At 58.0% G+C, this 23,934-nt stretch carries 22 protein-coding genes and 1 tRNA gene; 13 read left to right on the top strand and 10 right to left on the bottom strand.

Annotated elements, in window-relative coordinates; translation table 11 throughout:
- Nucleotide 1 precedes the first annotated feature (1 nt).
- Together ACR0I8_RS16345 and ACR0I8_RS16340 are read right to left on the bottom strand one after the other, a co-directional pair.
- On the bottom strand, nt 2–1,570 hold the full coding sequence (locus ACR0I8_RS16345; protein WP_170689278.1) for a capsule biosynthesis protein: 1,569 nt from the start codon (nt 1,568–1,570) through the stop codon (nt 2–4).
- The gene (locus ACR0I8_RS16340; RefSeq protein WP_170689279.1) at nt 1,548–2,207 is read right to left on the bottom strand and encodes an ATP-binding cassette domain-containing protein; all 660 of its coding nucleotides are present in this window, start codon (nt 2,205–2,207) and stop codon (nt 1,548–1,550) included. The genes ACR0I8_RS16345 and ACR0I8_RS16340 overlap by 23 nt, the downstream gene beginning before the upstream one ends.
- A gap of 237 nt (nt 2,208–2,444) precedes the next feature.
- Here ACR0I8_RS16340 and ACR0I8_RS16335 point away from each other — a divergent pair, with 237 nt between their 5' ends.
- Nucleotides 2,445–3,032, top strand: a complete 588-nt coding sequence (locus tag ACR0I8_RS16335; RefSeq protein ID WP_170689280.1) for a uracil-DNA glycosylase family protein — start codon at nt 2,445–2,447, stop codon at nt 3,030–3,032.
- Complete coding sequence (locus tag ACR0I8_RS16330; RefSeq protein ID WP_170689281.1) at nt 3,025–3,813, top strand: SseB family protein; 789 nt, start codon at nt 3,025–3,027, stop codon at nt 3,811–3,813. The genes ACR0I8_RS16335 and ACR0I8_RS16330 overlap by 8 nt, the downstream gene beginning before the upstream one ends.
- A 68-nt stretch (nt 3,814–3,881) precedes the next feature.
- Here the strand turns inward: ACR0I8_RS16330 and yghU are convergent, their stop codons facing one another.
- Nucleotides 3,882–4,760, bottom strand: coding sequence for a glutathione-dependent disulfide-bond oxidoreductase (yghU, locus tag ACR0I8_RS16325; RefSeq protein WP_170689282.1), 879 nt, complete (start codon nt 4,758–4,760; stop codon nt 3,882–3,884).
- 229 nt (nt 4,761–4,989) lie between these two features.
- Between yghU and ACR0I8_RS16320 the strand changes: the two genes are divergently transcribed.
- Nucleotides 4,990–5,508, top strand: a complete 519-nt coding sequence (locus ACR0I8_RS16320; RefSeq protein ID WP_170374769.1) for a YHS domain-containing (seleno)protein — start codon at nt 4,990–4,992, stop codon at nt 5,506–5,508.
- Nucleotides 5,509–5,578: 70 nt separating this feature from the next.
- On the opposite strand, the gene ACR0I8_RS16315 is transcribed toward ACR0I8_RS16320, so the two are convergent.
- Both ACR0I8_RS16315 and metF read right to left on the bottom strand, forming a co-directional pair.
- Entirely contained in the window at nt 5,579–6,241 is a 663-nt protein-coding gene (locus ACR0I8_RS16315) for a J domain-containing protein (RefSeq protein WP_170468215.1), read from the bottom strand.
- A 183-nt stretch (nt 6,242–6,424) separates the two neighbouring features.
- On the bottom strand, nt 6,425–7,291 hold the full coding sequence (gene metF, locus ACR0I8_RS16310; protein WP_170689283.1) for a methylenetetrahydrofolate reductase [NAD(P)H]: 867 nt from the start codon (nt 7,289–7,291) through the stop codon (nt 6,425–6,427).
- 94 nt (nt 7,292–7,385) lie between these two features.
- Here metF and ACR0I8_RS16305 point away from each other — a divergent pair, with 94 nt between their 5' ends.
- Nucleotides 7,386–8,291, top strand: a complete 906-nt coding sequence (locus ACR0I8_RS16305; RefSeq protein ID WP_170468211.1) for a LysR family transcriptional regulator — start codon at nt 7,386–7,388, stop codon at nt 8,289–8,291.
- Between the two features lie 98 nt (nt 8,292–8,389).
- A complete protein-coding gene (locus ACR0I8_RS16300) occupies nt 8,390–9,175 on the top strand; it encodes an inositol monophosphatase family protein (RefSeq protein WP_170480356.1) in 786 nt (261 codons plus the stop codon).
- A gap of 106 nt (nt 9,176–9,281) precedes the next feature.
- On the opposite strand, the gene ACR0I8_RS16295 is transcribed toward ACR0I8_RS16300, so the two are convergent.
- Both ACR0I8_RS16295 and putA read right to left on the bottom strand, forming a co-directional pair.
- Nucleotides 9,282–10,025: a rhomboid family intramembrane serine protease gene (locus ACR0I8_RS16295; RefSeq protein ID WP_170689284.1), complete on the bottom strand. Its 744-nt coding sequence runs from the start codon at nt 10,023–10,025 to the stop codon at nt 9,282–9,284.
- A gap of 42 nt (nt 10,026–10,067) precedes the next feature.
- On the bottom strand, nt 10,068–13,466 hold the full coding sequence (gene putA, locus ACR0I8_RS16290; RefSeq protein ID WP_170689285.1) for a bifunctional proline dehydrogenase/L-glutamate gamma-semialdehyde dehydrogenase PutA: 3,399 nt from the start codon (nt 13,464–13,466) through the stop codon (nt 10,068–10,070).
- Between the two features lie 103 nt (nt 13,467–13,569).
- Here putA and ACR0I8_RS16285 point away from each other — a divergent pair, with 103 nt between their 5' ends.
- Together ACR0I8_RS16285 and ACR0I8_RS16280 are read left to right on the top strand one after the other, a co-directional pair.
- Nucleotides 13,570–14,058, top strand: a complete 489-nt coding sequence (locus ACR0I8_RS16285) for a winged helix-turn-helix transcriptional regulator (RefSeq protein WP_170689286.1) — start codon at nt 13,570–13,572, stop codon at nt 14,056–14,058.
- A 30-nt stretch (nt 14,059–14,088) separates the two neighbouring features.
- Nucleotides 14,089–14,655, top strand: a complete 567-nt coding sequence (locus ACR0I8_RS16280) for a tetratricopeptide repeat protein (RefSeq protein ID WP_170689287.1) — start codon at nt 14,089–14,091, stop codon at nt 14,653–14,655.
- A gap of 213 nt (nt 14,656–14,868) precedes the next feature.
- Here the strand turns inward: ACR0I8_RS16280 and ACR0I8_RS16275 are convergent, their stop codons facing one another.
- Nucleotides 14,869–15,327, bottom strand: a complete 459-nt coding sequence (locus tag ACR0I8_RS16275; protein WP_480527019.1) for a putative molybdenum carrier protein — start codon at nt 15,325–15,327, stop codon at nt 14,869–14,871.
- On the bottom strand, nt 15,324–16,007 hold the full coding sequence (locus ACR0I8_RS16270) for an SOS response-associated peptidase (RefSeq protein ID WP_170643101.1): 684 nt from the start codon (nt 16,005–16,007) through the stop codon (nt 15,324–15,326). The genes ACR0I8_RS16275 and ACR0I8_RS16270 overlap by 4 nt, the downstream gene beginning before the upstream one ends.
- Nucleotides 16,008–16,123: 116 nt before the next feature.
- Between ACR0I8_RS16270 and ACR0I8_RS16265 the strand changes: the two genes are divergently transcribed.
- From ACR0I8_RS16265 to ACR0I8_RS16255, 3 genes are all read left to right on the top strand, one after another.
- The gene (locus tag ACR0I8_RS16265; protein ID WP_170691715.1) at nt 16,124–17,110 is read left to right on the top strand and encodes a DMT family transporter; all 987 of its coding nucleotides are present in this window, start codon (nt 16,124–16,126) and stop codon (nt 17,108–17,110) included.
- Between the two features lie 108 nt (nt 17,111–17,218).
- A complete protein-coding gene (locus ACR0I8_RS16260; protein WP_170374788.1) occupies nt 17,219–17,686 on the top strand; it encodes a lytic transglycosylase domain-containing protein in 468 nt (155 codons plus the stop codon).
- Nucleotides 17,687–17,805: 119 nt separating this feature from the next.
- Nucleotides 17,806–18,549, top strand: coding sequence for an alpha/beta fold hydrolase (locus ACR0I8_RS16255; RefSeq protein WP_170691717.1), 744 nt, complete (start codon nt 17,806–17,808; stop codon nt 18,547–18,549).
- Between the two features lie 428 nt (nt 18,550–18,977).
- On the opposite strand, the gene ACR0I8_RS16250 is transcribed toward ACR0I8_RS16255, so the two are convergent.
- Nucleotides 18,978–19,748, bottom strand: coding sequence for a TIGR01458 family HAD-type hydrolase (locus ACR0I8_RS16250; RefSeq protein WP_480703397.1), 771 nt, complete (start codon nt 19,746–19,748; stop codon nt 18,978–18,980).
- A gap of 107 nt (nt 19,749–19,855) precedes the next feature.
- Between ACR0I8_RS16250 and ACR0I8_RS16245 the strand changes: the two genes are divergently transcribed.
- From ACR0I8_RS16245 to ACR0I8_RS16235, 3 genes are all read left to right on the top strand, one after another.
- Nucleotides 19,856–19,929, top strand: a tRNA-Gly gene (locus ACR0I8_RS16245).
- A 133-nt stretch (nt 19,930–20,062) separates the two neighbouring features.
- Nucleotides 20,063–21,880, top strand: a complete 1,818-nt coding sequence (locus ACR0I8_RS16240; protein WP_170691721.1) for an ABC transporter transmembrane domain-containing protein — start codon at nt 20,063–20,065, stop codon at nt 21,878–21,880.
- 160 nt (nt 21,881–22,040) lie between these two features.
- Complete coding sequence (locus tag ACR0I8_RS16235; RefSeq protein WP_170691723.1) at nt 22,041–23,930, top strand: acyl-CoA synthetase; 1,890 nt, start codon at nt 22,041–22,043, stop codon at nt 23,928–23,930.
- Nucleotides 23,931–23,934: the final 4 nt, after the last annotated feature.

Raw genomic sequence — 23,934 nt, 5'->3', positions numbered from 1 at the left:
CTTACGAGGATACCTGTTCACGAAGGACCGACGCGGTAAGCGAGATCATCAGGTAGATACCAGCAAACAACAGGAAAGCCAAAATCGTATTTTCGAACTTCCTTGGATAGGTCGGATCCTGCGCCTCCACCGGGTTCACCGAAACTGTTAGGTACCGCACTTTGCGGTTCGCCTCGGACCGCGTGGTTTCCATTTGTTGCATCGCCGTTTGCAGCATCATGTCACGCGCTGCCAGATCAGCCTGCGCCATCTGGATTCGGACGCTCAGCCGCGCCAGCGAGTTTTCGCCTGCGGACGCGTCCAGCATCTCGGCGTTCAACTCGGCTAGGACAACTTCCAGGCGGGCGATATCGGCACTGACCCCGTCGACCTTGGCCTGGTTTGGTCGGCGGTTGTCTTGCAGGGCGGCCAGTTCCAGCTCTTTATCCTGAATGGCGACCTCGATCTCATTGATCCGACCGCGAAGACCGGCGATGACGTTTTCTGGGTCCAGCAAAGCACCCTGCAACTGCAACTCGATCAGCGCTTCTTGCGCCCGTCGTCTTTCATCCTGAGCGGCCTCAAACCCTTCCCGCGCATCGCGCATCTGATCCTCGCGCTTGAGGCCAGACAGGCTGTTGATCCGCTCTTCCGCGTAAGAGATCAGGAGTTGGGACAGTTCGACGGCAGTTTCGGGCTCGGGTGCGGCAACTTCCATTCGCACAATCCCGTCGCTTGGGTCATAGCCGATGGTCACCATGCGTCTGTAAAGCTTGTAGGTGTCTTCCAAGCTAGCGTTTTCTGGTAGTCTCTGGATCGGGTCGATCCAATCCTGTTTGAAGTTTTCAGAAAAGCCGATATCCTTTTCCAGACGTTCCAGAGCGTCCTTGGATTCCAAAAATTCTTGAGTGGAAACAGAATCCTGCGCGGTTGCAAATTGAGTCCCGCTCAGCAGGCCGCCAATCGCTCCACCACCGCCGTCGGCCTGAAGGATCGAATAGGCCGAGTCGCTGGCATACATCGGTGTCGCAATCCGATAGAAATAATAGCCGACAACGAACGTGGGCAGAAAGACGAACACGGCAAGCCGTGCAAACAGCGCCGCCAGTTTCTTTTTTCGGCGGAGGGCGATGTCCTTCTGGATCTGACCGATTTCACGGTCGCGCCGCTCGGCCGGGCTCATCTCAGGTCCTGGCAGAGTCTGAGGGGCCTCGCTCACCGGTTGTGGCAACTGGACGGCTGCCGTTTCGTCACTCTCCGTTTTCGCCGAAGCATTTGCCGAGGCCAGTTCCAGCAAATTGCTGCGCCGGAATGGATCAATACCCTTCTTGCGTAGCAGGCGTACCGCGTCATAGTCGGAAGTCGCCGCCAGTCCGTGTTTGCTGGCCAGACGCCGGGCAATACGCAATTGCCGACCGGTAAGGCCTTCGCGCTTGATATCGTCCAGCTCGGTCCCGGGCTGCGTTTCGCCTGACGAGGCCTGCGTTGCGCTGCGGATGCGCGCCATGGCGTCCGAGCGGGCCTCGGGCGAGGTGCCTGATTGCGCCTTGTGGCGCCAGTTGTATTTTCTAACCTTGGGTTTCGTAGTCATATAACTGCTTTGCCTCTTCCAAGGTTTCAAACATGTGCAGCTGGCCGTCGACCAAAACGGCCGCCTGTTTCACGAATTTTTCCAGCGTTGCGGGGCTGTGCGATACGATGACCAGCGTTGTCGTGCGCAGCCTTTCCTGCAAGATTGCGCCGGCCTTATGGTTGAATTCCACATCCGTGGACGCGGGCATGCCCTCATCAATCAGGTACATGTCGAAGTCCAGTGCCAGCATCAGCGCAAAGGTGAATCTGGCTTTCATGCCCGACGAATAGGTGGCCAAAGGCTGGTTGAAATACTCGCCGAGACCGCACAGCCAGCTGCAGTAGGCTTCGACATAGTCGGGGTCCATACCGTAGATTTTGGCGATATAGCGTGCGTTCTCCAATGCAGACATCTTCGAGGAGACACCACCGGTAAACCCCATCGGGAAAGACACTTTGCACTCACGCCGGATGACCCCTTCATCGGGCTTTTCCAAACCCGCCATCATATTGATCAGAGTGGTTTTTCCCGTCCCGTTCGGCGCAAGCACACCCAGCGAGGTTCCGAGTTCGACACGGAACGAAGCCCGGTCGAGGATCACCTTGCGGCTTGTCCCCGTCCAGAAGGATTTACTGACATTCTCGAATTCAAGCATGCTTGGCCTGCTGCTCAATCCTTTGGTTTGATCGCTCTTTTTGGTGAGCGTTTGGATGCGAGGTTTATCGTTTCATGTTGGCTACATTATGTCGAATTATGAAACAAATGTTCAATGCATCTTCACAAAGTGCAGATCACATCGTGGCAAACATCAACACGAAAAGATGTTTTGGCGGCAACTTCGAGGGTGGCTATCATCCTTTGATTCTCACGATTTCGGGGCAAGACAGCGGCTATGAGTGATCTGCAAAAGGAAATCTCGGCCTGTCGGCTGTGTGCGGATGCGTTCGCGCAAACCGCGACGCAGCACGCGCCGCGTCCTGTCGTCTGGTTCCGCGCTGGCACTCCGATCCTGGTTGCGGGGCAGGCTCCGGGCGCACGGGTACATGAGTCGGGGCGGCCTTTTACAGACCCGTCGGGGGATCGCTTGCGGGATTGGTTGGGGATCGACGAGGGGGTGTTTTACAACCGAGATCGTTTGTCCATCGTGCCTATGGCCTTCTGCTTTCCCGGATATGACGAGCGAAAAGCGGATCTGCCGCCCCCTGCCTTGTGCCGCAAAACCTGGCATGAACGGGTCGTTGAGGCGCTTGGGCCGGTCCCTCTGACAGTGTTGGTCGGGGGGCACGCACATAAGTACCATCTTGGGGTGCACAGTTCGGTCACCGAGACGGTCCGCAATTGGCGAGACCACGCGCCGCACATCTTTGCCTTGCCTCATCCGTCCTGGCGCAATACGGCATGGATCAAGAAAAACCCGTGGTTCGAGACCGACCTGCTGCCGGCCTTGCAGGCACGGGTGCAAGAGGTTCTGAATGACTGAAGCAACGGCGCTGGACACAGCGCATACCGCGATGGACGCCGCTCCGCAGGACGATGCCGCCCGGCTGCGGTTTTTTGAGCGGCTGGCTGATAGTGAGCTGTTCTTGATGCTGACCGAAGAGGCGCAGGGCGAGAATATCTCGCCTGAGCTGTTCGACGTGGCCGATGGCCGTTTCGTACTGGCCTTTGATCGCGAGGATCGGTTGGCGCAATTCGCCGGAAGTCCGGTTCCATACGCGGCGCTTTCGGGGCGTATCCTGTCTTCGATGCTGGCGGGGCAGGGGATCGGTCTGGGTCTGAACCTCGAGGTCGCTCCATCCTCGATGCTGATCCCGTCCGAGGCGCTGGGTTGGCTGGCGACAACGCTGGAACATGCGCCTGATGAGGTCGAAGAGAAACTGGCCGAGTTTTTGCCTCCGACCGGCCTACCGGAAACCCTGTTACGCGCGTTGGATACAAAGCTGTCGACTGCAGTCGGTCTGGCGCAGTCGGCCTATCTGGTCGGCACCAAATCCGAATCCGGTGCTTCGGGCCACTTGCTGGGCTTTGTCGGGGCCGTGGACGGGGCGCAATCAGCGCTGGCCAAGGCTGCGTCCGAGGCTCTGACCTTTTCGGGGATCGAAGCCGGAGCGATGGATGTCGGTTTTTTTGCACCCGAAGCCCCCGCTGCCGCGTCTCTGGCGAAGGTTGGTTTGCGGTTCGACCTGCCGCAACCCGAAGTCCGTGACCTGACCCGGCCTGTGCCCGGCAGCGATCCCGAGAACCCGCCGATCCTGAAATAATAAGCGCGGTGCACACTTTTGCACCGCGCTAAATGTCTTGGAGAGTCTCTAACGAAACTCGAAGAGAACTAGTCTGCCGCTGCTTCCAATTTGTCCTGCGTACGGGTTTCGAAGTCGCTGGCCTCATGACGTTCATGAAGCTGTGTGTGCGGCTCGCCAAACGCGCGGTTGACCATGCGGCCCCGCTTTACGGCCGGGCGCGCGTCAATCGCTTTGGCCCAACGCATGACGTTTTCATAGGATTCCACATCCAGGAACTCGGCAGCATCATAGAGACGCCCAAGAACCAGCTGCCCATACCAGGGCCAAATCGCCATATCCGCAATCGAGTAATCCTCGCCTGCGATATAGGTGTTTCCGGCCAGTTGACGGTCCAACACGTCCAGCTGGCGCTTGGCTTCCATGGCAAAGCGGTTGATCGGATATTCCCATTTCTCAGGCGCGTAAGCGTAGAAATGGCCGAATCCGCCGCCCAGATACGGCGCGCTACCCATCTGCCAGAACACCCAGTTCATCACCTCGGTCCGCTTCGGGCCTGACTCGGGCAAGAACGCTCCGAACTTTTCGGCCAGATGGAACAGGATTGAGGCGCTTTCGAACACGCGCACCGGAGCATCACCTGACCGATCCCAGAGCGCCGGGATTTTCGAGTTCGGGTTCGCCTCGACAAAGCCCGAGCTGAACTGATCCCCTTCACCGATGTTGATCAGCCACGCGTTGTATTCGGCTTCTTCGTGACCCTGAGCCAAAAGCTCTTCAAGCATGACTGTCACTTTGACGCCATTGGGCGTTGCCAGCGAATAGAGCTGTATGGGGTGGCGGCCAATGGGCAAGTCCTTGTCATGGGTTGCTCCGGCGATGGGGCGGTTGATATTGGCGAAGCGTCCGCCGCTTTCGCTATCCCAGGTCCAGACTTTGGGGGGAGTGTAAGTGGATTGATCGCTCATCTGATGCCTTTCTTGCCAATCGCAGGGCTGCAAAGCCGATGCGCTAACAGCTAATGTTGCAATTCCCCGAGTCCAACCCCGCTTGACGCAGGAAACTGTAATAATTCTCTCACGAAATCTCGTTGATGGTCACACCGGCGCGAGCGGCCCTACGAAGCGCCTCAGAATCGCTTATTGTTTGTCGTGTCAGCCAAACGGCACCCCCGATACACGAAAAAGGAATGACCACATGAAACGTTTTGCCCTGTCTTTTGCTGCGGCCATGGCTCTGGCAATTCCGGCTTTTGCAGGCCCCCAATATGTCGACGGAACCGGATTTGCGGTCTCTGGCTATGATGTTGTAGCCTATCGCGGCCTTGATCAGGCACCGGTGGGGACGTCGCAGCCAGAAGGTGTACGCGGCAATGCCGACATCACGGCGGAATACAACGGCGCAACTTGGGCTTTTGCATCGGAGGAGAACCGCGATAAGTTTCTTGAGAACCCGGCCTACTACGCGCCTCAGTATGACGGGCATTGCGCCTATGGCGTCTCAAAAGGCGGCAAGGTTCCGGCAAACCCGAACCTGTGGCGCATCGTTGATGACAAGCTGTACCTGAACATAACCGACGTTGTTGTAGGCTTCTTCGAAGAGGACATCCCGGGCAACATCAACCTGGCCGAAGGCAACTGGCCCGGTATCGAAAGCGCAGACGCATCGACCAGCGTGATCCCGAAATTCACCTCGGAAGGTCCTGTCACCAACTGATCGCGCAGACAATGTTGTGAAGAAAAACAAGCCCGGCTCCCCCCACTGAGCCGGGCTTTTTTCTGGCTGACTATCCAGCCAGCCAGAATTCGTCGATCATGTCCTGATTGGCTTCGAACCGGATACGAACACTTTTTGCCCCCGGAAACTTGCGTTCGCAAATGGTGTCAGGAATCACCACCTCGCCCGGTCCGGTGTTGTTGGACTTGAAGCTCAGGATCTCAGTCTCGACATGCCGTCTGTTGCTTAGCACCGAGGTCGGAAGTGCGATGCGGTTCGCCCCTTCGGTTACCGGAGTTGCTACGAAAAAGGTCAAGTGGCGGCCATAGCATCCGACGGCATCGGGCACATGGTCTGATGCAGCCGGTTCGACATCGGCGTTCCGAGTTGATGGCGAATTTGCCATATGCGGCAGTGCTTGTGTCGGGTTCAGTATGGATTTGCAGGCGGAGATGTCCTCTGGCGGCAACTCGATCACACGCTTTTTGAGGCGCGGCCGCTTAGGCATTTGCGGGCCCGATGCGCCTTTTGCGCCCAACCCCTGTTTGCGTAGAAAATCATAGGCAGTCTTGGCGCGCGAGAAGTCTTCGCAATCCCCCGGCATATGGTCGGGATGCGCCCGGAAGGCAATATTGCGCCAAGCTTCGCGGATTTCGTCGGAACTGGCAGAGGGCGACAACCCTAGGTCCGCCAGCGCGCTGTTTCGCGCTGCGATCTTATCGACAGGTTTCATACTCAAAAACACTCATTAACGTACACGAGACCAGTTTGAGTACGGTCACGATTTTGTCAAATTCTTCTCAAGATTGAACGAGTTGCGGGGGACAATGATCTGGCCGTGCTGACATTGTTCCAGCGGCAAGCAAAATGCCCGCGCTTTCGGATGGCGCGGGCATTTCGTCTTTGTCGAAAGGGGTTAGGCGACGTTCTGCAGTTCAGCCTTCGGCGTGATCCCAAGGGCGAAGCACACGTCGCGGGTCAGCTCGGGCCGGTTCAGGGTGTAGAAGTGCAGCTTGTCCACACCACCCTCCAGCAGGTCCGAACACAGCTCGGTGCAAAGGGCCGTAGCCAGCAGATCCTCGCGATCATCACGCTGGGCTTTTTCAAAGGCATGATCGACCCAATCGGGTATCCGTGTGCCGCAGCGCTGGGCAAATGCGCGCGCGCCTTTCCAGTTTTCGATCGGCAGTATGCCCGGCACGATCGGCTTGTCGATCCCGGCTTTTTCGCAGGCATCGCGGAACCGGAAGAAGGTCTCGGCCTCGAAGAAAAACTGCGTCAATGCCTCATCGGCGCCCGCGTCCAGCTTGGCCTTGAGCCAGTCGATATCGGCCCGCGTATCCCGTGCTTCAGGGTGAATGTCGGGATAGGCGCCAACTCGAATGCTGAACATCTCTGTTTCTGCGAGGGCCTCAATCAATTCAACAGAGTTGGCAAAACCTTCGGGGTGAGGAACAAACCTGTCCTGACCCTTCGGCGGATCGCCCCGCAATGCGACGATGTTCTCTACACCGGCGCGGGCGAAGGTGTCTGCAATCTCTAACGTTTCCTGACGCGAGGCATCGACGCAGGTCAAATGCGCTGCAACCGGCAGTCCCGATGACTTGTGCAAAGTCGCCACGGCATCGCGCGTCAACTCTCGCGTCGTGCCTCCCGCGCCGTAGGTAACCGAAACGAACCGGGGCTCCAGAGGGGCCAGCGTCTGCACCGTATCCCATAGCCGGAATGAGGCCTCCAGCGTTTTGGGTGGAAAAAACTCGAATGAGATTTCAGGTTTGGTCATCGCAGCCTCTCAGGATCAACTGAGGGTCTTGTCGCATGACACGCATTGTGAGACAAACTCATATTCCTCAAGAACAACATGAGCTTTCCTTCAAATGCACATCGAATTCCGGCACCTGCGCACCATCAAGGCGATCCATGACTGTGGCGGCCTTGCGCGTGCGGCCGATCAGCTGAACATCACCCAATCGGCGCTGAGCCACCAGATCAAAGGGTTGGAGGATCAGGCCGGGGTCGAATTGTTCCTGCGTCGGTCCAAGCCGATGAAGCTGTCTGCGGCGGGGCTGCGTCTGTTGCGGCTGGCCGAGCAGATTCTGCCTCAGGTCGAGGCCGCGCAGCATGAGTTCTCTTCCCTGCGCGATGGTCGCACGGGTCGGATGCATATTGCGATTGAATGCCACGCCTGTTTCGAATGGCTATTTCCAGTGCTGGAGTCCTTCCGCAAATCCTGGGGTGATGTCGACGTAGATATCCGCCCTGGCCTCGCGTTCGACGCGCTGCCCGCCTTGCAGAAGGAGGAGGTCGACCTGGTGGTATCCTCTGACCCCGAAGACCTGCCGGGTGTCGAGTTCGTGGAGTTGTTCGACTATAACCCGGTGTTCGTCGCTGCATCTTCCCATCCTCTGGCCGAGAAAGACTTCATCGAGGCCGAGGATTTTCGCGGTCAGACCCTGATCACCTATCCGGTCGAGCGCACGCGATTGGACGTGTTCAGCCAGTTGTTGATCCCGGCGCGGGTTGAACCAGCCAGCATCCGACAGGTTGAACTGACAGCCGTGATCCTGCTGCTTGTCGCCTCAAATCGGGGGATTTCTGTCCTGCCGGATTGGGTTGTGCGGGAGGTCAAATACAACTCGGATTACGTCACCCGCCCGCTGACTAAAGAAGGGATCACCCGTCGGCTATATGCCGCTGTCCGCTCTGAAGATCTGGAAAAGCCCTTCGTGCAGGAGTTGGTCAAACTGGCGCGGGACGAGGCGCGGAAGTTGCAGGCGCAGTAGAGGCGTTTCGCTAAGGTCTGCTATGCGCATCATTCCTCTTGGCAAGGGCGCATTGCATCAGTATACGCGCGGTTTGACCGAACAGGAGCCTTTTCACAATGGTTGGCAGTGCAAATCTCAACATCATGATCAAAGCCGCGCGCAAGGCGGGGCGGTCTCTGGTCAAGGATTTTCGTGAAGTCGAGAACCTGCAGGTGTCGATGAAGGGCGCGGGTGATTTCGTGTCCAAGGCCGATATCGCTGCCGAAGCCATCCTGAAAGAGGAACTGCTGGGCGCGCGTCCGACCTATGGCTGGCTGGCCGAAGAGGGCGGTGCGATTGACGGCGAGGATCCAACCCGCCGTTGGATCGTCGATCCGCTGGATGGCACCACCAATTTCCTGCACGGGTTGCCGCACTGGGCGATCTCGATCGCGCTGGAACACAAAGGCAAGATCGTCGCCGGAGTGATCTACGACGCCGCCAAGGACGAGATGTTCTTTGCCGAAAAAGGCGAGGGCGCCTGGATGAACGATATGCGCATCCGCGTCTCGGGCCGTCACCGCATGATCGAGTCTGTTTTCTCGACAGGTTTGCCTTTCGGTGGTCGCTCGGATTTGCCTGCCACGCTGCAAGATCTGGCGCGCCTGATGCCCACATGTGCTGGCGTGCGCCGCTGGGGCGCTGCGGCGCTCGACATGGCTTATGTGGCCGCAGGCCGTTACGAGGGGTTCTGGGAACGTCGCCTGAACGCGTGGGACTTGGCCGCCGGGATCATCATCGTGAAAGAGGCCGGTGGTCTGGTTCAACCCTTGAACCCCGAAGGCAGCATTCTGGAAGATGGCGAGGTCATCTGCGCCAACGAGCCGATCTTTGACAGCTTTGCCAAGGTCATCCGGGGCTAGATCGCTTTGCGTTTGATTTGAATCGAAAAACGCTGCCTCTCCCTTCGATCGAACGCGCATTTCGACCACTTTGCCTCAGATAAAACGCAAAACGCTTTAAACGCCTTTACCTACGCGGCACGCGCGGGATGCGGGATTGCGACAGCTTGTATTTCGTCTCGGGGTGAGGCGGGTGGCCGTGCGTGCGGTGCCAGTAGGCTGGTCCTCCGCGTTTCAGCCAGAGCGGGATACACAGGATCAGCCCCACGACGAACCCACCGGTATGAGCCCAATAGGCAACGCCGCCTTCGTCGGGGTTGCTGGAAAGACTGCCGAAAAACTGCAGGGCCAACCAAACCCCGAGCATCACGAAGGCCGGGATGGTAAAGACTCGGAAATAGACGATCAGTATCAGCAGAATATCCACTCGGGCTTTGGGAAAAAGCAGTAGATACCCGCCCATCACGCCAGCAATCGCCCCGGAGGCTCCGATTGTGGGCACTACCGAGTCGGGTGCGGTGATCACATGGATCAGTCCGGCTCCGATCCCGGCGACAAGGTAGAACAACAAAAAGGGCAGGTGACCCATTTCGTCTTCCAGATTATCCCCGAAAATCCACAGAAACAGCATGTTGCCCGCCAGATGCATCCAGCCGCCATGCAGGAACATCGAGGTCACGAAGGTCTCGAGTGCGACCCCTTCGGCGCTACGGGCGGGAATGATCGCGTAGTCGAAATAGAACTGCTGCAGCACCCGTGCGTTATCCATGATCCCTACATAGCTGACGAAGATCAGGATATTCGCCGCCATCAGGGCGTAGACAACATAGGGCGTGCGCCCCGAGGGGTTGTGATCTCGGATCGGGAACATGGCGCGACGCTGGGCTTTTCCGCGCCCAGCGTCAAGGTCAGGTTATGCCGCACCACCCAACAGCGCCGCATTGCCACCCGCTGCCGTCGTGTCAACGCAGACGTGGCGTTCCGCCAGCACCCGCGTGCGATCCGGCAAGCCGGGGATCATGGGCAGGATCGGCCCGTCGCGCCGCGCCAGATGATGTTCGATCTGACGGGCAGTTTCCTCGTCGCCCCACCAGACAACGCCCGCGAAGCCGGTTAGGTTTTCCAGACGATGCAGGTCGAGCATGCCCGTTGCCTCAATCGCCGTCCCACCCAAAGCCAGAACCGCATCTGCCTGAGCGCACGCAGCGGTCTCGCCGGGGCCGAGACACAACAGCGGAGGCCGTGCAAATTCAGACAGCCGGTTTGATTCCCCTGTTGGTCCGGGCAGGGTTTGGGTTCGAACAGGGGCCGGTTGCCCTTTCGGCGCGGGCAATTCCGCAGTTGCCTGCCATGTCTCTGAGGTGCTCTGACGATCGGGAGCGCAGAACCGGGCCATGTAGTTCGGCCCACCCGCTTTGGGACCAGTGCCCGAAAGCCCCTCGCCTCCGAAAGGCTGAGATCCCACGATGGCGCCGATCTGGTTGCGGTTCACATAGACATTGCCCGCGTGGATCGCCTCGGTCGCATGCTGAACCCGGTCGTCGATGCGGGTATGCAGGCCGAAGGTCAGCCCATAGCCAGTGGCGTTGATGTCGGCGATCACCGCGTCAATCTCTTGCGCTTTGAACCGGGCGACATGCAGAACCGGGCCGAATATCTCACGCTCAAGGTCCGAGATGCTGCCGATTTCGATCAGGGTGGGGGCAATGAATATACCCTCGGGCGGCGTGTTAAGTTCTTTCAGAACGCGCCCTTCTGAGCGGGCTTTCGCGACATGGTCCGCGATTCCCTGACGCGCGGCCCCGTCAATGACCGGCCCGCAATCAGTTGAGATCAGCCACGGATCACCGACCTGCAGCGCGTCCATCGCGCCTTTGAGCATGGTCAGAACATCCTCGGCGATATCCTCTTGCAGATAGAGGCAGCGCAGGGCCGAACAGCGCTGACCAGCTGATTGAAACGCGCTTTCGATGATGGATTGCACCGCCTGTTCCGGCAGCGCCGTGCTGTCCACGATCATCGCGTTCAATCCGCCTGTCTCAGCGATGAGCGGTGTACCGGGCCGCATGTTCTGCGCCATGGCCGAGCGGATTTTCAACGCCGTCGCCGTTGATCCGGTGAACGCCACACCCGAGACGCGCGCGTCCGAGGTCAGCGCGGCCCCGACCTCCGGTCCGCCGGGCAGCAATTGTAGTACATCGCGGGGAACTCCGGCCTCGTGCAACAGCTGCACCGCGCGATGCGCGATCAGAGGCGTCTGCGGTGCGGGTTTGGCGAGGACAGCGTTGCCGGTTGCCAGAGCCGCCGAAATCTGCCCGGTGAAAATCGCCAGAGGGAAGTTCCATGGGCTGATACAGGTGAAAATCCCGGCCGGTTTGGCATCGGGTATGTTCGCTGCGTAGTAGCGCAGGAAATCCACGGCTTCGCGCAGCTCGGCAACGGCATCGGGCAGGGATTTCCCCGCCTCGCGTGCTAACAGGGCGAAAAGTTCTCCGAAATGAGCCTCATACAGATCGGCGGCTGCGTTCAGAGCTTTGGCGCGTTGCTCTGCCGGAGATTGCCACGGGCTGGCCGAAGCCAGTGCAAGCTCCACATCCGCAGTACTGGTCGGTGCAACTGTGCCGGGCTTATCTAGTGGTTTGGCCGGGTTAATCACCGGCTCTTCAGCCATGGGTTTCGCGTCCTCGGACAAGAGTGGCCCGGCACGCCACTCGGTTGTCTTGAACCGATCCCGCGCTGCGTCGATCTGGTCCAGCGTCGGTGTGTGATGCAGATCAAAGCCCTTGGAATTGGGGCGCTCGGGCAAAAACAGCTCTGGCCCGGTCGGCAGGGGTGACGGTGGCGTCTCGACCGCAGTGAATGGATCAGTGGCGACGTCTTCCGGTGGCACGGCCTCATCCACAATCTGGTTCACGAAGGATGAGTTCGCGCCGTTCTCCAGCAGACGCCGGACCAGATAGGCCAGCAAATCGCGATGCGCTCCGACCGGCGCGTAGATACGGCAGCGGGTTTTGTGTTTGTCCAGAACCAGCCCGTGCAGCGTCTCGCCCATCCCGTGCAGGCGCTGGAACTCGAACGGCTGCCCCTCGGCCATATGCAGGATCGCACTGACGGTATGAGCGTTGTGCGTGGCAAATTGCGGATAGATCCGGTCGGTCATACCCAGCAGCTTGCGGGCATTGGCGATATACGAGACATCGGTCGCGGCCTTGTGGGTGAAAACGGGGAAGCCATCGACCCCTTCGACCTGCGCGCGTTTTATCTCGGTATCCCAATAGGCGCCTTTGACCAGCCGCACCATCAGCTTGCGATCATGGCGCTGGGCCATGTCGTAGAGCGTATCCAGAACCAGCCCGGCGCGCGGGCCGTAAGCCTGCACGACGATGCCGAACCCATCCCAACCGGCCAAGGCGGGCTCGGCCATGACCTCCTCGATCACCTGCAGGGACAGGGACAGCCGGTCGGCCTCCTCGGCATCCACATTCAGGCCCATACCGGCAGCCTTGGCCAGCAGGGCCAGCGCGCGCAGCCGGGGGACAAGCTCATCCATGACCCGCGCTTCTTGCGCCAGTTCATAGCGCGGATGCAGGGCAGACAGCTTGACCGAGATGCCGGGATTGGCGCGGATGTCGTCATGAGTACATGCCTCGGCAATCGCGGCGATGGCGCGCGAATAAGAAAGGTGATAGCGGGCGGCGTCGGCCTCGGTCCGGGCCGCTTCGCCCAGCATATCGTAGGAGTAGGTGTAGCCCTTTGCCTCCATCCCGCTGGCGCGCTCCATGGCCGATTGAATGGTCTCGCCCAGAACGAACTGACGCCCCATTTCCTTCATCGCGCGTCCAACAGCGGTACGGATGACCGGCTCACCCAACCGCTTGATTGCCCCGCGCAGGGCACTGACGGGTGAGGACTTGCCTTCGTCCAGCACCTTGCCGGTCAGCATCAATGCCCAGGTCGAGGCGTTGACCAGCGAGGATGAGGACTGCCCCAAATGTTTGCCCCAATCCGAGGGCGCGATCTTGTCTTCGATCAGCGCATCGATCGTGTCAGCATCCGGCACCCGCAGCAGCGCCTCGGCCAGGCACATAAGCGCCACACCTTCGTCGGTGGACAGGCCGTATTCAGCCAGAAAAACCTCCATCATGCCGGGAGAGGTGCTGGACCGGATATCGCGCACCAACTGGGCCGCTGCCGCACAGATCGCCGCGCGGTCGGCGTCGCTCAGCGCAGCGTGATCGATCAACGCCTGCAAAACGGTCGGTTGATCGGCATAGGTCTGAGAGTCGATGGCGGTACGCAGGCTATGTGACATGTATCCTCCGGGCGTTTTTGCCAGTATAGATGCTTTTTTGCGGGACAATGGATCAAATTCGGTAATACTAAAGGCAGAACGACTGAATTTGGACGGCAAAACGATGCGAAATGACTTCCCGGAGCTAGACCGCTTTGACCGCGCGATTTTGCAGGTGTTGGCGGAAGACGGGCGCATCTCGGTCGCGGATCTGGCGCGGCGGATCGGCTTGTCAAAGTCACCGACACAGGCGCGGCTAAAGCGGCTTGAGGCGGATGGGGTGATCACCGGCTATCGGGCGATGCTTGATCCGATCCGGCTGGGGCTGGATCATGTGGCCTTTGTCGAGGTGCGCATGACCGACACGCGTGAGAAAGCGCTGGCCGAGTTCAATGCGGCTGTCCGCAAGATCGCCGAGATCGAGCAGGCCCATATGATCGCGTCGAATTTCGACTATCTGCTGAAGGTGCGCACCGGTTCGATGTCAGAGTACCGGGCGGTGCTGGCCGAGAAGATCTCGTCTCTGCCGCATGTCGCCAATACCTCGACCTTTGTTGCGATGGAAGCGGTGAAAGAAACCGGTTTGCTGGGTGGCATCGACCGCGAAACTTGACCAAAGCGGATTGTGCGTCACACTTGGTCTATGATCCGCACGTTCATAGCACCTGTCTTTGCCCTTTGGCTTACAACTCCCGCTTTGGCGCAATCCTGCCCGTCTGCACCGGACCATTCGGAAGGAATGGGCGCGCTGATTGCACAAATTCAACAGGCCGAGTCGCAGTCCGAGGCGCGCGGGATTTCCAACCAGATGTGGGAGCTGTGGACCGATGCGCCCGACCTGCGCGCTCAGACGCTATTGGATCGTGGCATGGCGCGGCGCGAGGCATCGGATCTTCTGGGCGCTTTGCAAGAGCTAGATGAACTGGTGGTCTACTGCCCGGAATATGCCGAAGGGTACAACCAACGTGCCTTCGTCAATTTCCTGCGGCAAGACTTCCCTTCAGCTTTGGTTGATCTGGATCGGGCGCTGGAGCTATCCCCAAATCACATCGCGGCCATGAGTGGCCGGGCCCTAACGTTGCTGGGTCTGCGGAGATTGGATGAGGCCCGTTCTGCCCTGACTGCGGCCCTTGACCTGAACCCATGGCTGTCCGAGCGGGCCTTGCTGGAACCGGGCGGCGCGCTAGAGCCGCCGGGCGAGGATATCTGACAGACCCACTGCCCCAAGGAAATGCACGCCCGGCGTGATTTCGGTTCTTGACGCCCCCAGATGCTTGGATCACTCAACCCAAACGCTGAAAGGGTATAGCTTAGTGGTAATGGTGGCAGTGTGGAATTTTCGATCAATGGACCGCAGGGGTTGTTAATACCGTCGGGTTTACCGGTCAGCCCTTTAAGAACTTCGGGCGTGTGAGAAACTGGCCTAGGAGGTCGAAAGTGCGTCGCTCAGGAAAGCAAACGCTTTCGAACATACCCCAGGTGCCTCAGATTCACGTGGTCCGGCAACGTTGAGAACCGAAGGCTTGATCGATGCGACCCATTGCCGAACCCGCTCAGTTTCTAGACGGTTTTTATCTGCAAGCGCGATACGCAAAACCGGTTTTCCTAACTCACTTGCGACTTGATGAGTATAGTTCGTGCCGGGACTTTCTGATCCATCAGTCAGAATAAGCGTCGCGTCGCTTGAACCGACGTTGAGCCGGGTTCTGACGTCTGGTTCTGGCGAAGGTGCTTCCGTTAGACCTGAGTATCGCTCTGGAATGCGGCCAGCTTCGTTGATGCGACCTTTGGGAACCCAGCCGCCGTAGCTCAAACCGCGTTGGATAGCGAACTCAAGTGCAGCCAAGTCTACGCCAGTTTGCCCACCCGATACGATTTTCACGGCAATCTTCCTGCTGAGTCCGACTTCTCACCTTCGCCAGACCGAACAATTTGCATTTCGTTCGAATTTAGGGGCTCCAGCAGTTCGAATGCGTCATCCGCGTTGCCATCCATCCATTGCTCATAGTCCTCCGGCTTGAGGATGGCGGGCATTCTCTGCGGGTGTATGGGCTTTACCAGTTCATTGGCCGTCGTGGTGATGACGGTGTAGGTTTCAACCTCCTCGGGCCCTTCAAGGCCCTGGTATCGCGAGGTTTGCCACATACCCGCAAATGCGAGTGGCGGGCGGTCTTCATCGCCCTTCAGGGCGAACCAGTGGTAGGTGGCAGGGTTTTTTCCTTGGGCCTCACAGAACGAACTAACCGGAACGAGGCAACGCCGCTCCTCAAAGCTCTGTTTCCACAAGCCGTTTGAGCGCACCTTGTCATCACGTGCGTTATTCAAGGCACCCGGTTGGATAATAGCACCGGTTTTCTTTGACTTCTTTGTCGTACGAAATCCCCAACTCAGCGAGACCAGCTCACGCTTACCTTCGTCGCCTTTCCTGACCACAGGAGCTAAGGGCTTTGGATAAATGGCTGGGAATGGTTCCGCATTCCCCAGCGTGTCGCGTTCAACGGTCACGTCAAACAGATGGCGCATCGCTGTGGCCGGGATGGTGTTGGAGTAGAGGTTGCACATGGCTCCAAAAGCTACGCACAAGACCTAAGTTGGACAAGGTTGCGCGACTTACCGTGTCGCAAAGCGACGTGATCTATCCCCAGACCCATGGTAGTGGCCCAATGAAAGGGCACACCATGACACCGGTACAAAAATTACAAAACCCGACAGTTGGTATTGCGTTCGTACTGATCGGAATATTGGCGATTTCTATCAATGATATGCTGATTAAATTCCTGTCTGGCGGTTACCCCTTGCACCAGATGGTGTTTGCAAGATCGTTGATCGGAGTCGGGTTTAGCTTTGCCCTAGTCCAGATGGAGGGCGGTTGGCGCATCCTGAAAACCGATCAGCCAGGTCTTCACCTTCTGCGCGGTCTGTTGATTGTGGTAGCCAATCTGACGTTCTTTACAGCCCTCGCGGTAATGCCCCTGGCGGAAGCCACGGCTGTTTTCTTCGTAGCTCCCTTGATGATCACCTTGCTGAGTATCCCATTGCTTGGCGAAAGAGTTGGGCCGATGCGGATTGGTGCCGTGATTGTGGGATTTTTGGGCGTGGTGATCATGATCCGCCCCTGGGAGGCCGGCGGCGAGCGTGAGGTTAGTCTACTGATGTATGCCCTTCCGGTTCTTGCTGCGTTCACCTATGCCCTCAACAACGTGATGACTCGTTTCTTGGGCGCAAAGTCCAAGGCCTCAGCAATGGCTGTTTATATTCAGGCGTGCTTTATCGTTGTCAGCCTGTTGTTCTGGTCAGTGGCAGGGGATGGGCGCTTTGCGAGCGCGTTTGAAAACGAAAGCTTGATCTTCTTGCTGCGTGCCTGGGTTTGGCCCGAAGGGACTGACCGCTGGTTGTTTATTGGGCTCGGATTCAATTCTGCAATCATCGGGTATTGCCTCGGCCAGGCTTACCGCATGGCAGACGCGGCGACAGTGGCGCCATTTGAATACGTCGGTCTTCCTATGGCCGTTTTCTGGGGATGGGTGATCTGGGGAGAGCTCCCAAACCTGCCTGTCGCCATCGGTATCGCACTGATCTTGGGGTCGGGACTGTTTGTCTTTTTGCGTGAGCGTCAGAAAAAGAGGCACATTGTTACTGAAAAGAGAGTGCATCGTCGATATTAGATGCCAAATCAATTCGGGCCAAAAGTCGCTCAACAATTTTCTGGGATATTGAAATTCAATCGCAGTTGAGCGCTGATGAATCGTACAGTTGATGGGAAGAGAATTCTGATGCGAAACACGTTCATTGTTGCTGCGTTATTTCTTGCCGCTTGTAGCAATCAACCCGCAGAGCCATTAACCCGGCTTTATCCAGGTGAGACCCCTGAGCTGCGCGTGATGATCAACGAAACTGCGGACGCAAACGGTGTGCCGCGGAGCCTTGTACACCGCGTGATCCAGCGAGAAAGTGATTACCGCCCCAGAGCCCGAAATGGCCCCTACTACGGGCTGATGCAGATTCTACCTGCCACAGCGCGCCAGATGGGATTTCGTGGACAGCCTTCCGACCTCTTGGACGCTCAGACCAATCTGACGTACGCGGTGAAATACCTGCGCGGTGCCTGGATGGTTTCGGATGGAAATGAGCCCGAAGCGGTCATGTGGTATGCCCGCGGCTATTACTACGAAGCCCGTAACAGATGCATGCTTGTAGCCACGGGGCTTCGGGATACCGAGGTCCGAAAATACTGCGGCTGAGGTCCTTCCCATAGGAATTGCAGAAAGCTCCCGATACACCGCAAACAGCCTTCTTTGCACAAAGTAGCTTGCACGTTGGAGCCCTGTTTTGCGCGTCCCGCAGAGTTCAGGAGATTGATATGTGCGCCGAACACTCAAGAAAATTCAAAGGGGTGCGTGACAATCGGCCGATCATTTTGTTCGTTGCCGGCTTCGGCGACAACGGAAGCATGTTTGACGGATTGGCTGAGACACATCTTGCTATCAGCTATCGTTTGTTGCCCATCAATCTTCCAGGATTTGGTGCTGCGCCTCTTTCTGAGGGAACAACACTCGAAGCCCTCGCGCAATATGTGTCAAATGAAGCAACTAAGTATGAGGCCGAAACTATCGTCGCCCATTCAGTTGCTTCGATCATAGCTTCCTTGGCCGTCCGCCGGGCAGACTGCCCTTTGACTAAAATCGTTTCTCTGGAAGGAAATATTACAGCCGCGGATGCCTATTTTTCCGGGACAGCGGCCGACTACGCTAGTCCGGCAGAGTTTCGCAAAGCGTTTCTAGGGCGGCTGGATGAAATGGCGAAGTCTGAACCGATCATAAGAAGATATAGCGACGAAGTCTCAAAAGCTGATCCTTTAGCGCTTTGGCAGCTCGGCATTGACGCCCGGAAGTTTTCATCAGATCACGTACCAGGTGAAGTTTTGCAACACGCAGCTAACGTTACATATTTGTACAATCCCGATAATTGTCCCGAAGACACTGTCCGTTGGCTAGAAGAAAACAAGATGAACCATGTCATCTTAGAAAACGCCACACATTGGCCGAGCGTTGACCAGCCTGAAGTACTCGCAGACAAAATCGCTGAGGCGCTTACAGAAATCTAGTGGAGTTGCAAATTAGAGTTTGATGAAAGTAGGGCCGCGAACCTCTGGGTTTGCAAAGTCTCGTTTCGAAGGTCTGCTACGGTCCTTCGGAGTGAAAATGCGGATGGCCGCACAGTCCGCATCCTGTGAATTCGCAGATGTCGAGAATTTGCATTTGCAGTGAATGTAAGCAAAGCGGGCCGCACCCGCGGAAACACTATGCCGTGCTGAATGTCGGCTACGGGCCGTCCGCGGAGAACTTCAGTGTCCTCTTTTACCCTTGGCGGAACTTGCAGAAGCCCTCATTTTGCTCGAGTGTTCTGACCCGCCGCGGGTCGTGTGCCAACCCAAGTTTGAAATCAAAGCTTGTTCGGGCCGAAGTTTACCGCACTGACCTTATCTGTTTGTGTGTGCCGGTTCCCATCGGTGCAATGCTCCTTCGGGCGCTTTCAATCGCGCCCTTCGGTGAAAAGTTCCACAGCGGCCCGGACACCGTCTGCAGTTGCAGTGGGTCGCGGTTCATAGCGCGCCTCGTCGCCAGTTTGGTATTTTCCGGTTCGTACCAGTATGGCCGCGCGCAAGCCCGCCTTCAAAGCACCCGCGATATCGCTTTCGGCATCATCGCCAATCATTGTTACGTCAGCAGGCTCCAGCCCCATGCTTTGCGCGGCAGAGTGGAAAAACGCTGGCGATGGCTTTCCAAACAGAAGAGCATTCGTTCCACTCGAATACTCAAGCGCCCGGACGAAAGCGCCAGCATCCAGACTCAATTCGCCGTCTGTATCGCGAAACACTCTGTTGGACGCCAATGCAAGAAAGGGAGCACTGTCTTGGATCAGACGAAAGGCTGCGTTCAATCGTTCATACGTAAAATAGCGGCCGGCATCTCCAACCACTACCGCTTTGGGGCCAGATTTCGAGCACTTTGCAAAATCCTCTTCCAGATCCGGATGGATCAGCAGATGTGGCGCAAAACCGTTTTCCTCTAGCCAGGCACAAGCGGCCGCAGCGGGTGTCAGGATTTCTTCGGGATCTGCGTCTATTCCGAAGCCTTGCAGATTATCCAGAATAACACGCTTCGGTCTTCGGGTGGAATTCGTTAGAAAGCGAACCGGAAGTGCTGTCTCGCGAATGGTTGAAACCGCCTCCGCAGCACCCGCCAGTGGCTTGTCGCCCTGATACAGAACACCTGCGATATCAAAGAGAACGCCTTTGCTCACACCTTCCTCACAAACTACGAAAAACTCTTTCTTTCGGGTCAATTTGCCCAAGTGATGGTTCGCTCTTGACGCCCACTTAGCCATCACATAGGAAGGCGAAACATTGAGCGGGTATAGCTTAATGGTAAAGCCCCTGCCTTCCAAGCAGGCTATGTCGGTTCGATTCCGTCTACCCGCTCCAACTCAGCCCTACATCTCTGCGTCAAATGGCCCGGTCCTCAGGGCATTTTGCGCGCGGCCTTGACCCTGCGGGCCAGTACCGCCAAGAAACAGCAACTCAGCATCGAAGCACAGTGAAGACACAAGGGCCGCACATGGCGAGACAGATAGCCAGCACGACCACCGCATCCGCGCCGGGCGCCAGCGAAGAAAGAGCAGGCTCGAAAAAGCTGGGCGTCTTGGCATCGCTTTGGCCGTTCATGAAGCCGTATCGCCTGTTGATGCTGGGGGCGACATTGGCGCTGGTCCTGACGGCTGGCATGACGCTGACCTTGCCCTTGGCCGTGCGCCGCGTGGTGGACAACTTCCGCATTCAGGACGGAGAGCTGCTGGATTGGTATTTCCTGGCCGCGCTGGGCATTGCCGGTATTCTCGCCGTGGGCACAGGTATCCGCTACGCGCTGGTCACCCGTCTGGGGGAACGCGTGGTCGCCGATATCCGCAAGGCCGTCTTTGACCGCGTCATCGGTATGAGCCCCGAGTTCTACGAACGCATCATGACCGGAGAGGTCCTGAGCCGGATCACCACCGACACGACGTTGATCCAGTCGGTGATCGGGTCATCTGTCTCGATTGCCCTGCGCAACCTGCTGATGTTTGTCGGAGGGTTGGTGCTGATGCTGTTGACCTCGGCCAAGCTGACAGCGCTGGTTCTGTTGCTGATCCCGGTGGTTGTGGTGCCAATCCTGGTGCTGGGGCGCAGGCTCCGCGCCATCAGTCGCGAGAATCAAGACTGGATTGCGGCCTCATCGGGCAACGCGGGCGAGGCGCTGGGCGCGGTACAGACCGTGCAGGCCTTTACCCATGAACGCGCAAGCCGCCAGCAGTTCGGCGATATGACTGAGACCTCGTATGTAGTGTCGCTGCGGCGTATCCAGACGCGGGCCATTCTGACGGTCATCGTGATCTTTCTGGTCTTCTCAGGCATCGTTGGAGTGCTGTGGATGGGGGCCAATGACGTGCGCAACGGGGTCATGACCGAAGGGGTCCTGATCCAATTCGTCATCTATTCCGTCATCATGGCAGGCTCTGTCGCTGCCCTGTCCGAGATCTGGAGCGAGCTTCAGCGCGCAGCAGGGGCCACTGAACGGTTGGTCGAGCTGCTGAATGCCGAAGATACAGTGATCGATCCGTCCCAAGCAAAACCGTTGCCGCAACCGGTGCGCGGAGAGATCAAGTTCGAAGAGGTCACCTTCCGCTATCCTGCGCGGCCCGATGTGGTGGCGCTGGACAAGCTCAGCCTGCAGGTCAATCCCGGCGAGACGGTTGCCTTCGTTGGCCCCTCGGGCGCGGGAAAAACAACTGTGGTTCAGTTGCTCCAGCGGTTCTACGATCCGAACTCGGGGCGCGTGATGCTGGACGGGATGGACCTGCAAAACCTGAACAGGGCAGATTTCCGTCAGCATATGGCTCTGGTCCCGCAGGATCCGGTTATTTTTGCCGCCTCGGCCTGTGACAATATCCGCTTTGGTCGTCTGGATGCCTCGGACGCCGAGGTCGAGGCCGCCGCGCGCGCCGCTGCCGCGCATGACTTCATCGCGGCACTGCCCGAAGGCTATGGCAGTTTCGTTGGTGAGCGGGGTGTGATGCTGTCAGGCGGTCAGAAACAGCGGATCGCCATTGCCCGCGCCATTTTGCGGGATGCGCCGGTTCTGTTGCTGGACGAGGCGACCTCGGCGCTGGATGCGGAAAGCGAACGGGCTGTGCAGGGCGCGGTGGATCAGATGCGCGCCGGACGCACGACCCTGATCGTGGCGCACCGGCTAGCAACTGTGAAAAAGGCGGACCGCATTGTGGTGCTGGAGGCCGGTCGCATTGTCGCCCAGGGCACGCATGACGATCTGGTGGCGCAAGGGGGTCTTTACGCTCGGTTGGCCCGTCTTCAGTTCACTGATGGCGTCGCTGCGGAATAAAGTGACGCTCCGGCAATCGCCGTTTCGCCGTAGCGTCATTCTACATTTTCAACTTTTCCCTCGCTAAGCCCTTGCTTGCGCCGCCAAGGTTGTGATCCCATCTGAGGTAAGATCACTCCGCGTGTGGCGCGCGGGAGAATAAAACACGGGGAGGAGCCACATGGCCTTTGTTGGCAAGGAAGACAAAGCGCGTATTGAACAGGAAATGACGTGGGAGGACCGCGACCTGCCGGTGACGTTCCACCAGCTGCTATCGCGCACGGCAGAGAAATTTCCAAACCACAACGCGGTCAGTTTTCAGCTGTTTTCAGGTCCGAATGACAAGGCCGAGACGCTGACATGGTCCAACCTTCTAGGGCAGGTCAATCAGGCGGCCAACCTGTTTCGCTCGCTCGGGATCGGCGAAAACGACGTGGTGGCTTATGTCTTGCCCAATTGTAACGAGACGCTAGTGACCCTGATGGGCGGAGCCGTCGCTGGCATCGTGAACCCGATCAACCCGCTGCTCGAGCCGGAGCAGATCGCCGCCATTCTGCGCGAGACAGGTGCCAAGGTTGTCGTCACGCTCAAGTCCTTCCCGAAAACGGATGTGGCGCAGAAGGTAGAAGAGGCCGTGCGCCATGCGCCCAAGGTCAACACCATTCTCGAGATTGACCTGAACCGCTATCTGACGCCGCCGAAGTCCTGGATCGTCCCCTTCCTGCGGCCGAAAATGGGCGACAAGGCAAAGCTCGCGCATGCGGACTATAAGAACTTCAATCAGGAATTGGCCAAGCAGCCCACGACCCTGACCTTCGCAGACAGCACCGAGGACCGGGTGGCCTGCTACTTCCACACAGGCGGCACGACCGGCATGCCGAAGGTGGCGCAGCACAAATATTCGGGCCTGATCTACAATGGCTGGCTGGGCAATACGCTGTTGTTTGACGAAAACGACGTCATCATGTGCCCGCTGCCGATGTTCCACGTCTTTGCCGTGCATGTGATCTGGATGGCGGCCGTGTCTTCGGGCGCGCATGTGATCTTCCCGACACCTCAGGGATATCGCGGCGATGGCGTGTTCGACAATTTCTGGAAGCTGATCGAACGTTGGAAGGTCAGTTTCATCATAACCGTGCCCACCGCGATCTCGGCCAAGATGCAACGACCCGTGGATGCTGATATTTCCTCGGTGAAAACGGCGTTCTCCGGCTCAGCCCCGCTGCCGGTCGAACTGTTCCGGCGGTTCGAAGAGGCAACGGGCGTGACTATCGTCGAAGGCTACGGCTTGACCGAGGCCACCTGCCTTGTCTCGTGCAACCCGGTGGATGGTGAGAAAAAGATCGGCTCGATCGGGATTCCCTTCCCATACACAGATGTCAAAATCCTGCAGGACGGCCCAGACGGCCCCAAGGAATGCGCGGTGGATGAAATTGGCGAAATCTGCGTTTCGAACCCCGGTGTCTTTGCAGGCAATACCTATACAGAAACCGACAAGAACGAGAACCTGTACCACTACGACAAGTATCTGCGCACAGGCGATCTGGGTCGCTTTGATGAGGATGGGTACCTCTGGATCACTGGCCGTGCCAAGGACCTGATCATTCGTGGCGGACATAATATTGATCCTGCCGAGATCGAAGAGGCCCTGCTAGGGCATGAGGCCGTGGCCTTCGCAGGTGCCATTGGTCAGCCCGACGCCCATTCCGGTGAGGTGCCTTGCGCATTCGTAGAACTGGTGGAGGGAGCTTCGGTGACCGAAGAGGCGTTGATGGAGTTCTGTAAGGTCCATGTTCATGAACGCGCGGCTCAGCCCAAGCACATGACAATTCTGACCGAATTGCCCAAGACCGCGGTTGGTAAGGTGTTCAAACCTGATCTGCGCAAGCACGCGATCACCCGGATCTACAATGGCGCGCTTGAGCAAGCTGGCGTTGATGCCCGTGTCGTCTCGGTCATCGACGACAAGAAGCGTGGCCTGGTCGCGCAGCTTGACGCGAACGGCACATCCGAGGACGATGTCAGCAAAGTGCTGGGCGCTTATACCCGGCCGTGGGAGTGGGCAGCCTAACCGG

Source organism: Ruegeria sp. BG9, from assembly GCF_056538305.1.
Note: the sequence above shows the minus strand (reverse complement) of the source record. Positions and strands in the feature narration are given on the sequence as shown.

Coding starts and splice junctions, on each gene's coding strand:
- ACR0I8_RS16255 (WP_170691717.1), top strand. CDS start 17,806: ATGTGCGCCGAACACTCAAGAAAATTCAAAGGGGTGCGTGACAATCGG.
- ACR0I8_RS16260 (WP_170374788.1), top strand. CDS start 17,219: ATGCGAAACACGTTCATTGTTGCTGCGTTATTTCTTGCCGCTTGTAGC.
- metF (WP_170689283.1), bottom strand. CDS start 7,291: ATGACCAAACCTGAAATCTCATTCGAGTTTTTTCCACCCAAAACGCTG.
- ACR0I8_RS16315 (WP_170468215.1), bottom strand. CDS start 6,241: ATGAAACCTGTCGATAAGATCGCAGCGCGAAACAGCGCGCTGGCGGAC.
- ACR0I8_RS16300 (WP_170480356.1), top strand. CDS start 8,390: ATGGTTGGCAGTGCAAATCTCAACATCATGATCAAAGCCGCGCGCAAG.
- ACR0I8_RS16330 (WP_170689281.1), top strand. CDS start 3,025: ATGACTGAAGCAACGGCGCTGGACACAGCGCATACCGCGATGGACGCC.
- ACR0I8_RS16335 (WP_170689280.1), top strand. CDS start 2,445: ATGAGTGATCTGCAAAAGGAAATCTCGGCCTGTCGGCTGTGTGCGGAT.
- ACR0I8_RS16295 (WP_170689284.1), bottom strand. CDS start 10,025: ATGTTCCCGATCCGAGATCACAACCCCTCGGGGCGCACGCCCTATGTT.
- ACR0I8_RS16270 (WP_170643101.1), bottom strand. CDS start 16,007: ATGTGCAACCTCTACTCCAACACCATCCCGGCCACAGCGATGCGCCAT.
- ACR0I8_RS16305 (WP_170468211.1), top strand. CDS start 7,386: ATGCACATCGAATTCCGGCACCTGCGCACCATCAAGGCGATCCATGAC.
- ACR0I8_RS16235 (WP_170691723.1), top strand. CDS start 22,041: ATGGCCTTTGTTGGCAAGGAAGACAAAGCGCGTATTGAACAGGAAATG.
- ACR0I8_RS16280 (WP_170689287.1), top strand. CDS start 14,089: ATGATCCGCACGTTCATAGCACCTGTCTTTGCCCTTTGGCTTACAACT.
- putA (WP_170689285.1), bottom strand. CDS start 13,466: ATGTCACATAGCCTGCGTACCGCCATCGACTCTCAGACCTATGCCGAT.
- ACR0I8_RS16345 (WP_170689278.1), bottom strand. CDS start 1,570: ATGACTACGAAACCCAAGGTTAGAAAATACAACTGGCGCCACAAGGCG.
- ACR0I8_RS16265 (WP_170691715.1), top strand. CDS start 16,124: ATGACACCGGTACAAAAATTACAAAACCCGACAGTTGGTATTGCGTTC.
- ACR0I8_RS16240 (WP_170691721.1), top strand. CDS start 20,063: ATGGCGAGACAGATAGCCAGCACGACCACCGCATCCGCGCCGGGCGCC.
- ACR0I8_RS16340 (WP_170689279.1), bottom strand. CDS start 2,207: ATGCTTGAATTCGAGAATGTCAGTAAATCCTTCTGGACGGGGACAAGC.
- yghU (WP_170689282.1), bottom strand. CDS start 4,760: ATGAGCGATCAATCCACTTACACTCCCCCCAAAGTCTGGACCTGGGAT.
- ACR0I8_RS16320 (WP_170374769.1), top strand. CDS start 4,990: ATGAAACGTTTTGCCCTGTCTTTTGCTGCGGCCATGGCTCTGGCAATT.
- ACR0I8_RS16285 (WP_170689286.1), top strand. CDS start 13,570: ATGCGAAATGACTTCCCGGAGCTAGACCGCTTTGACCGCGCGATTTTG.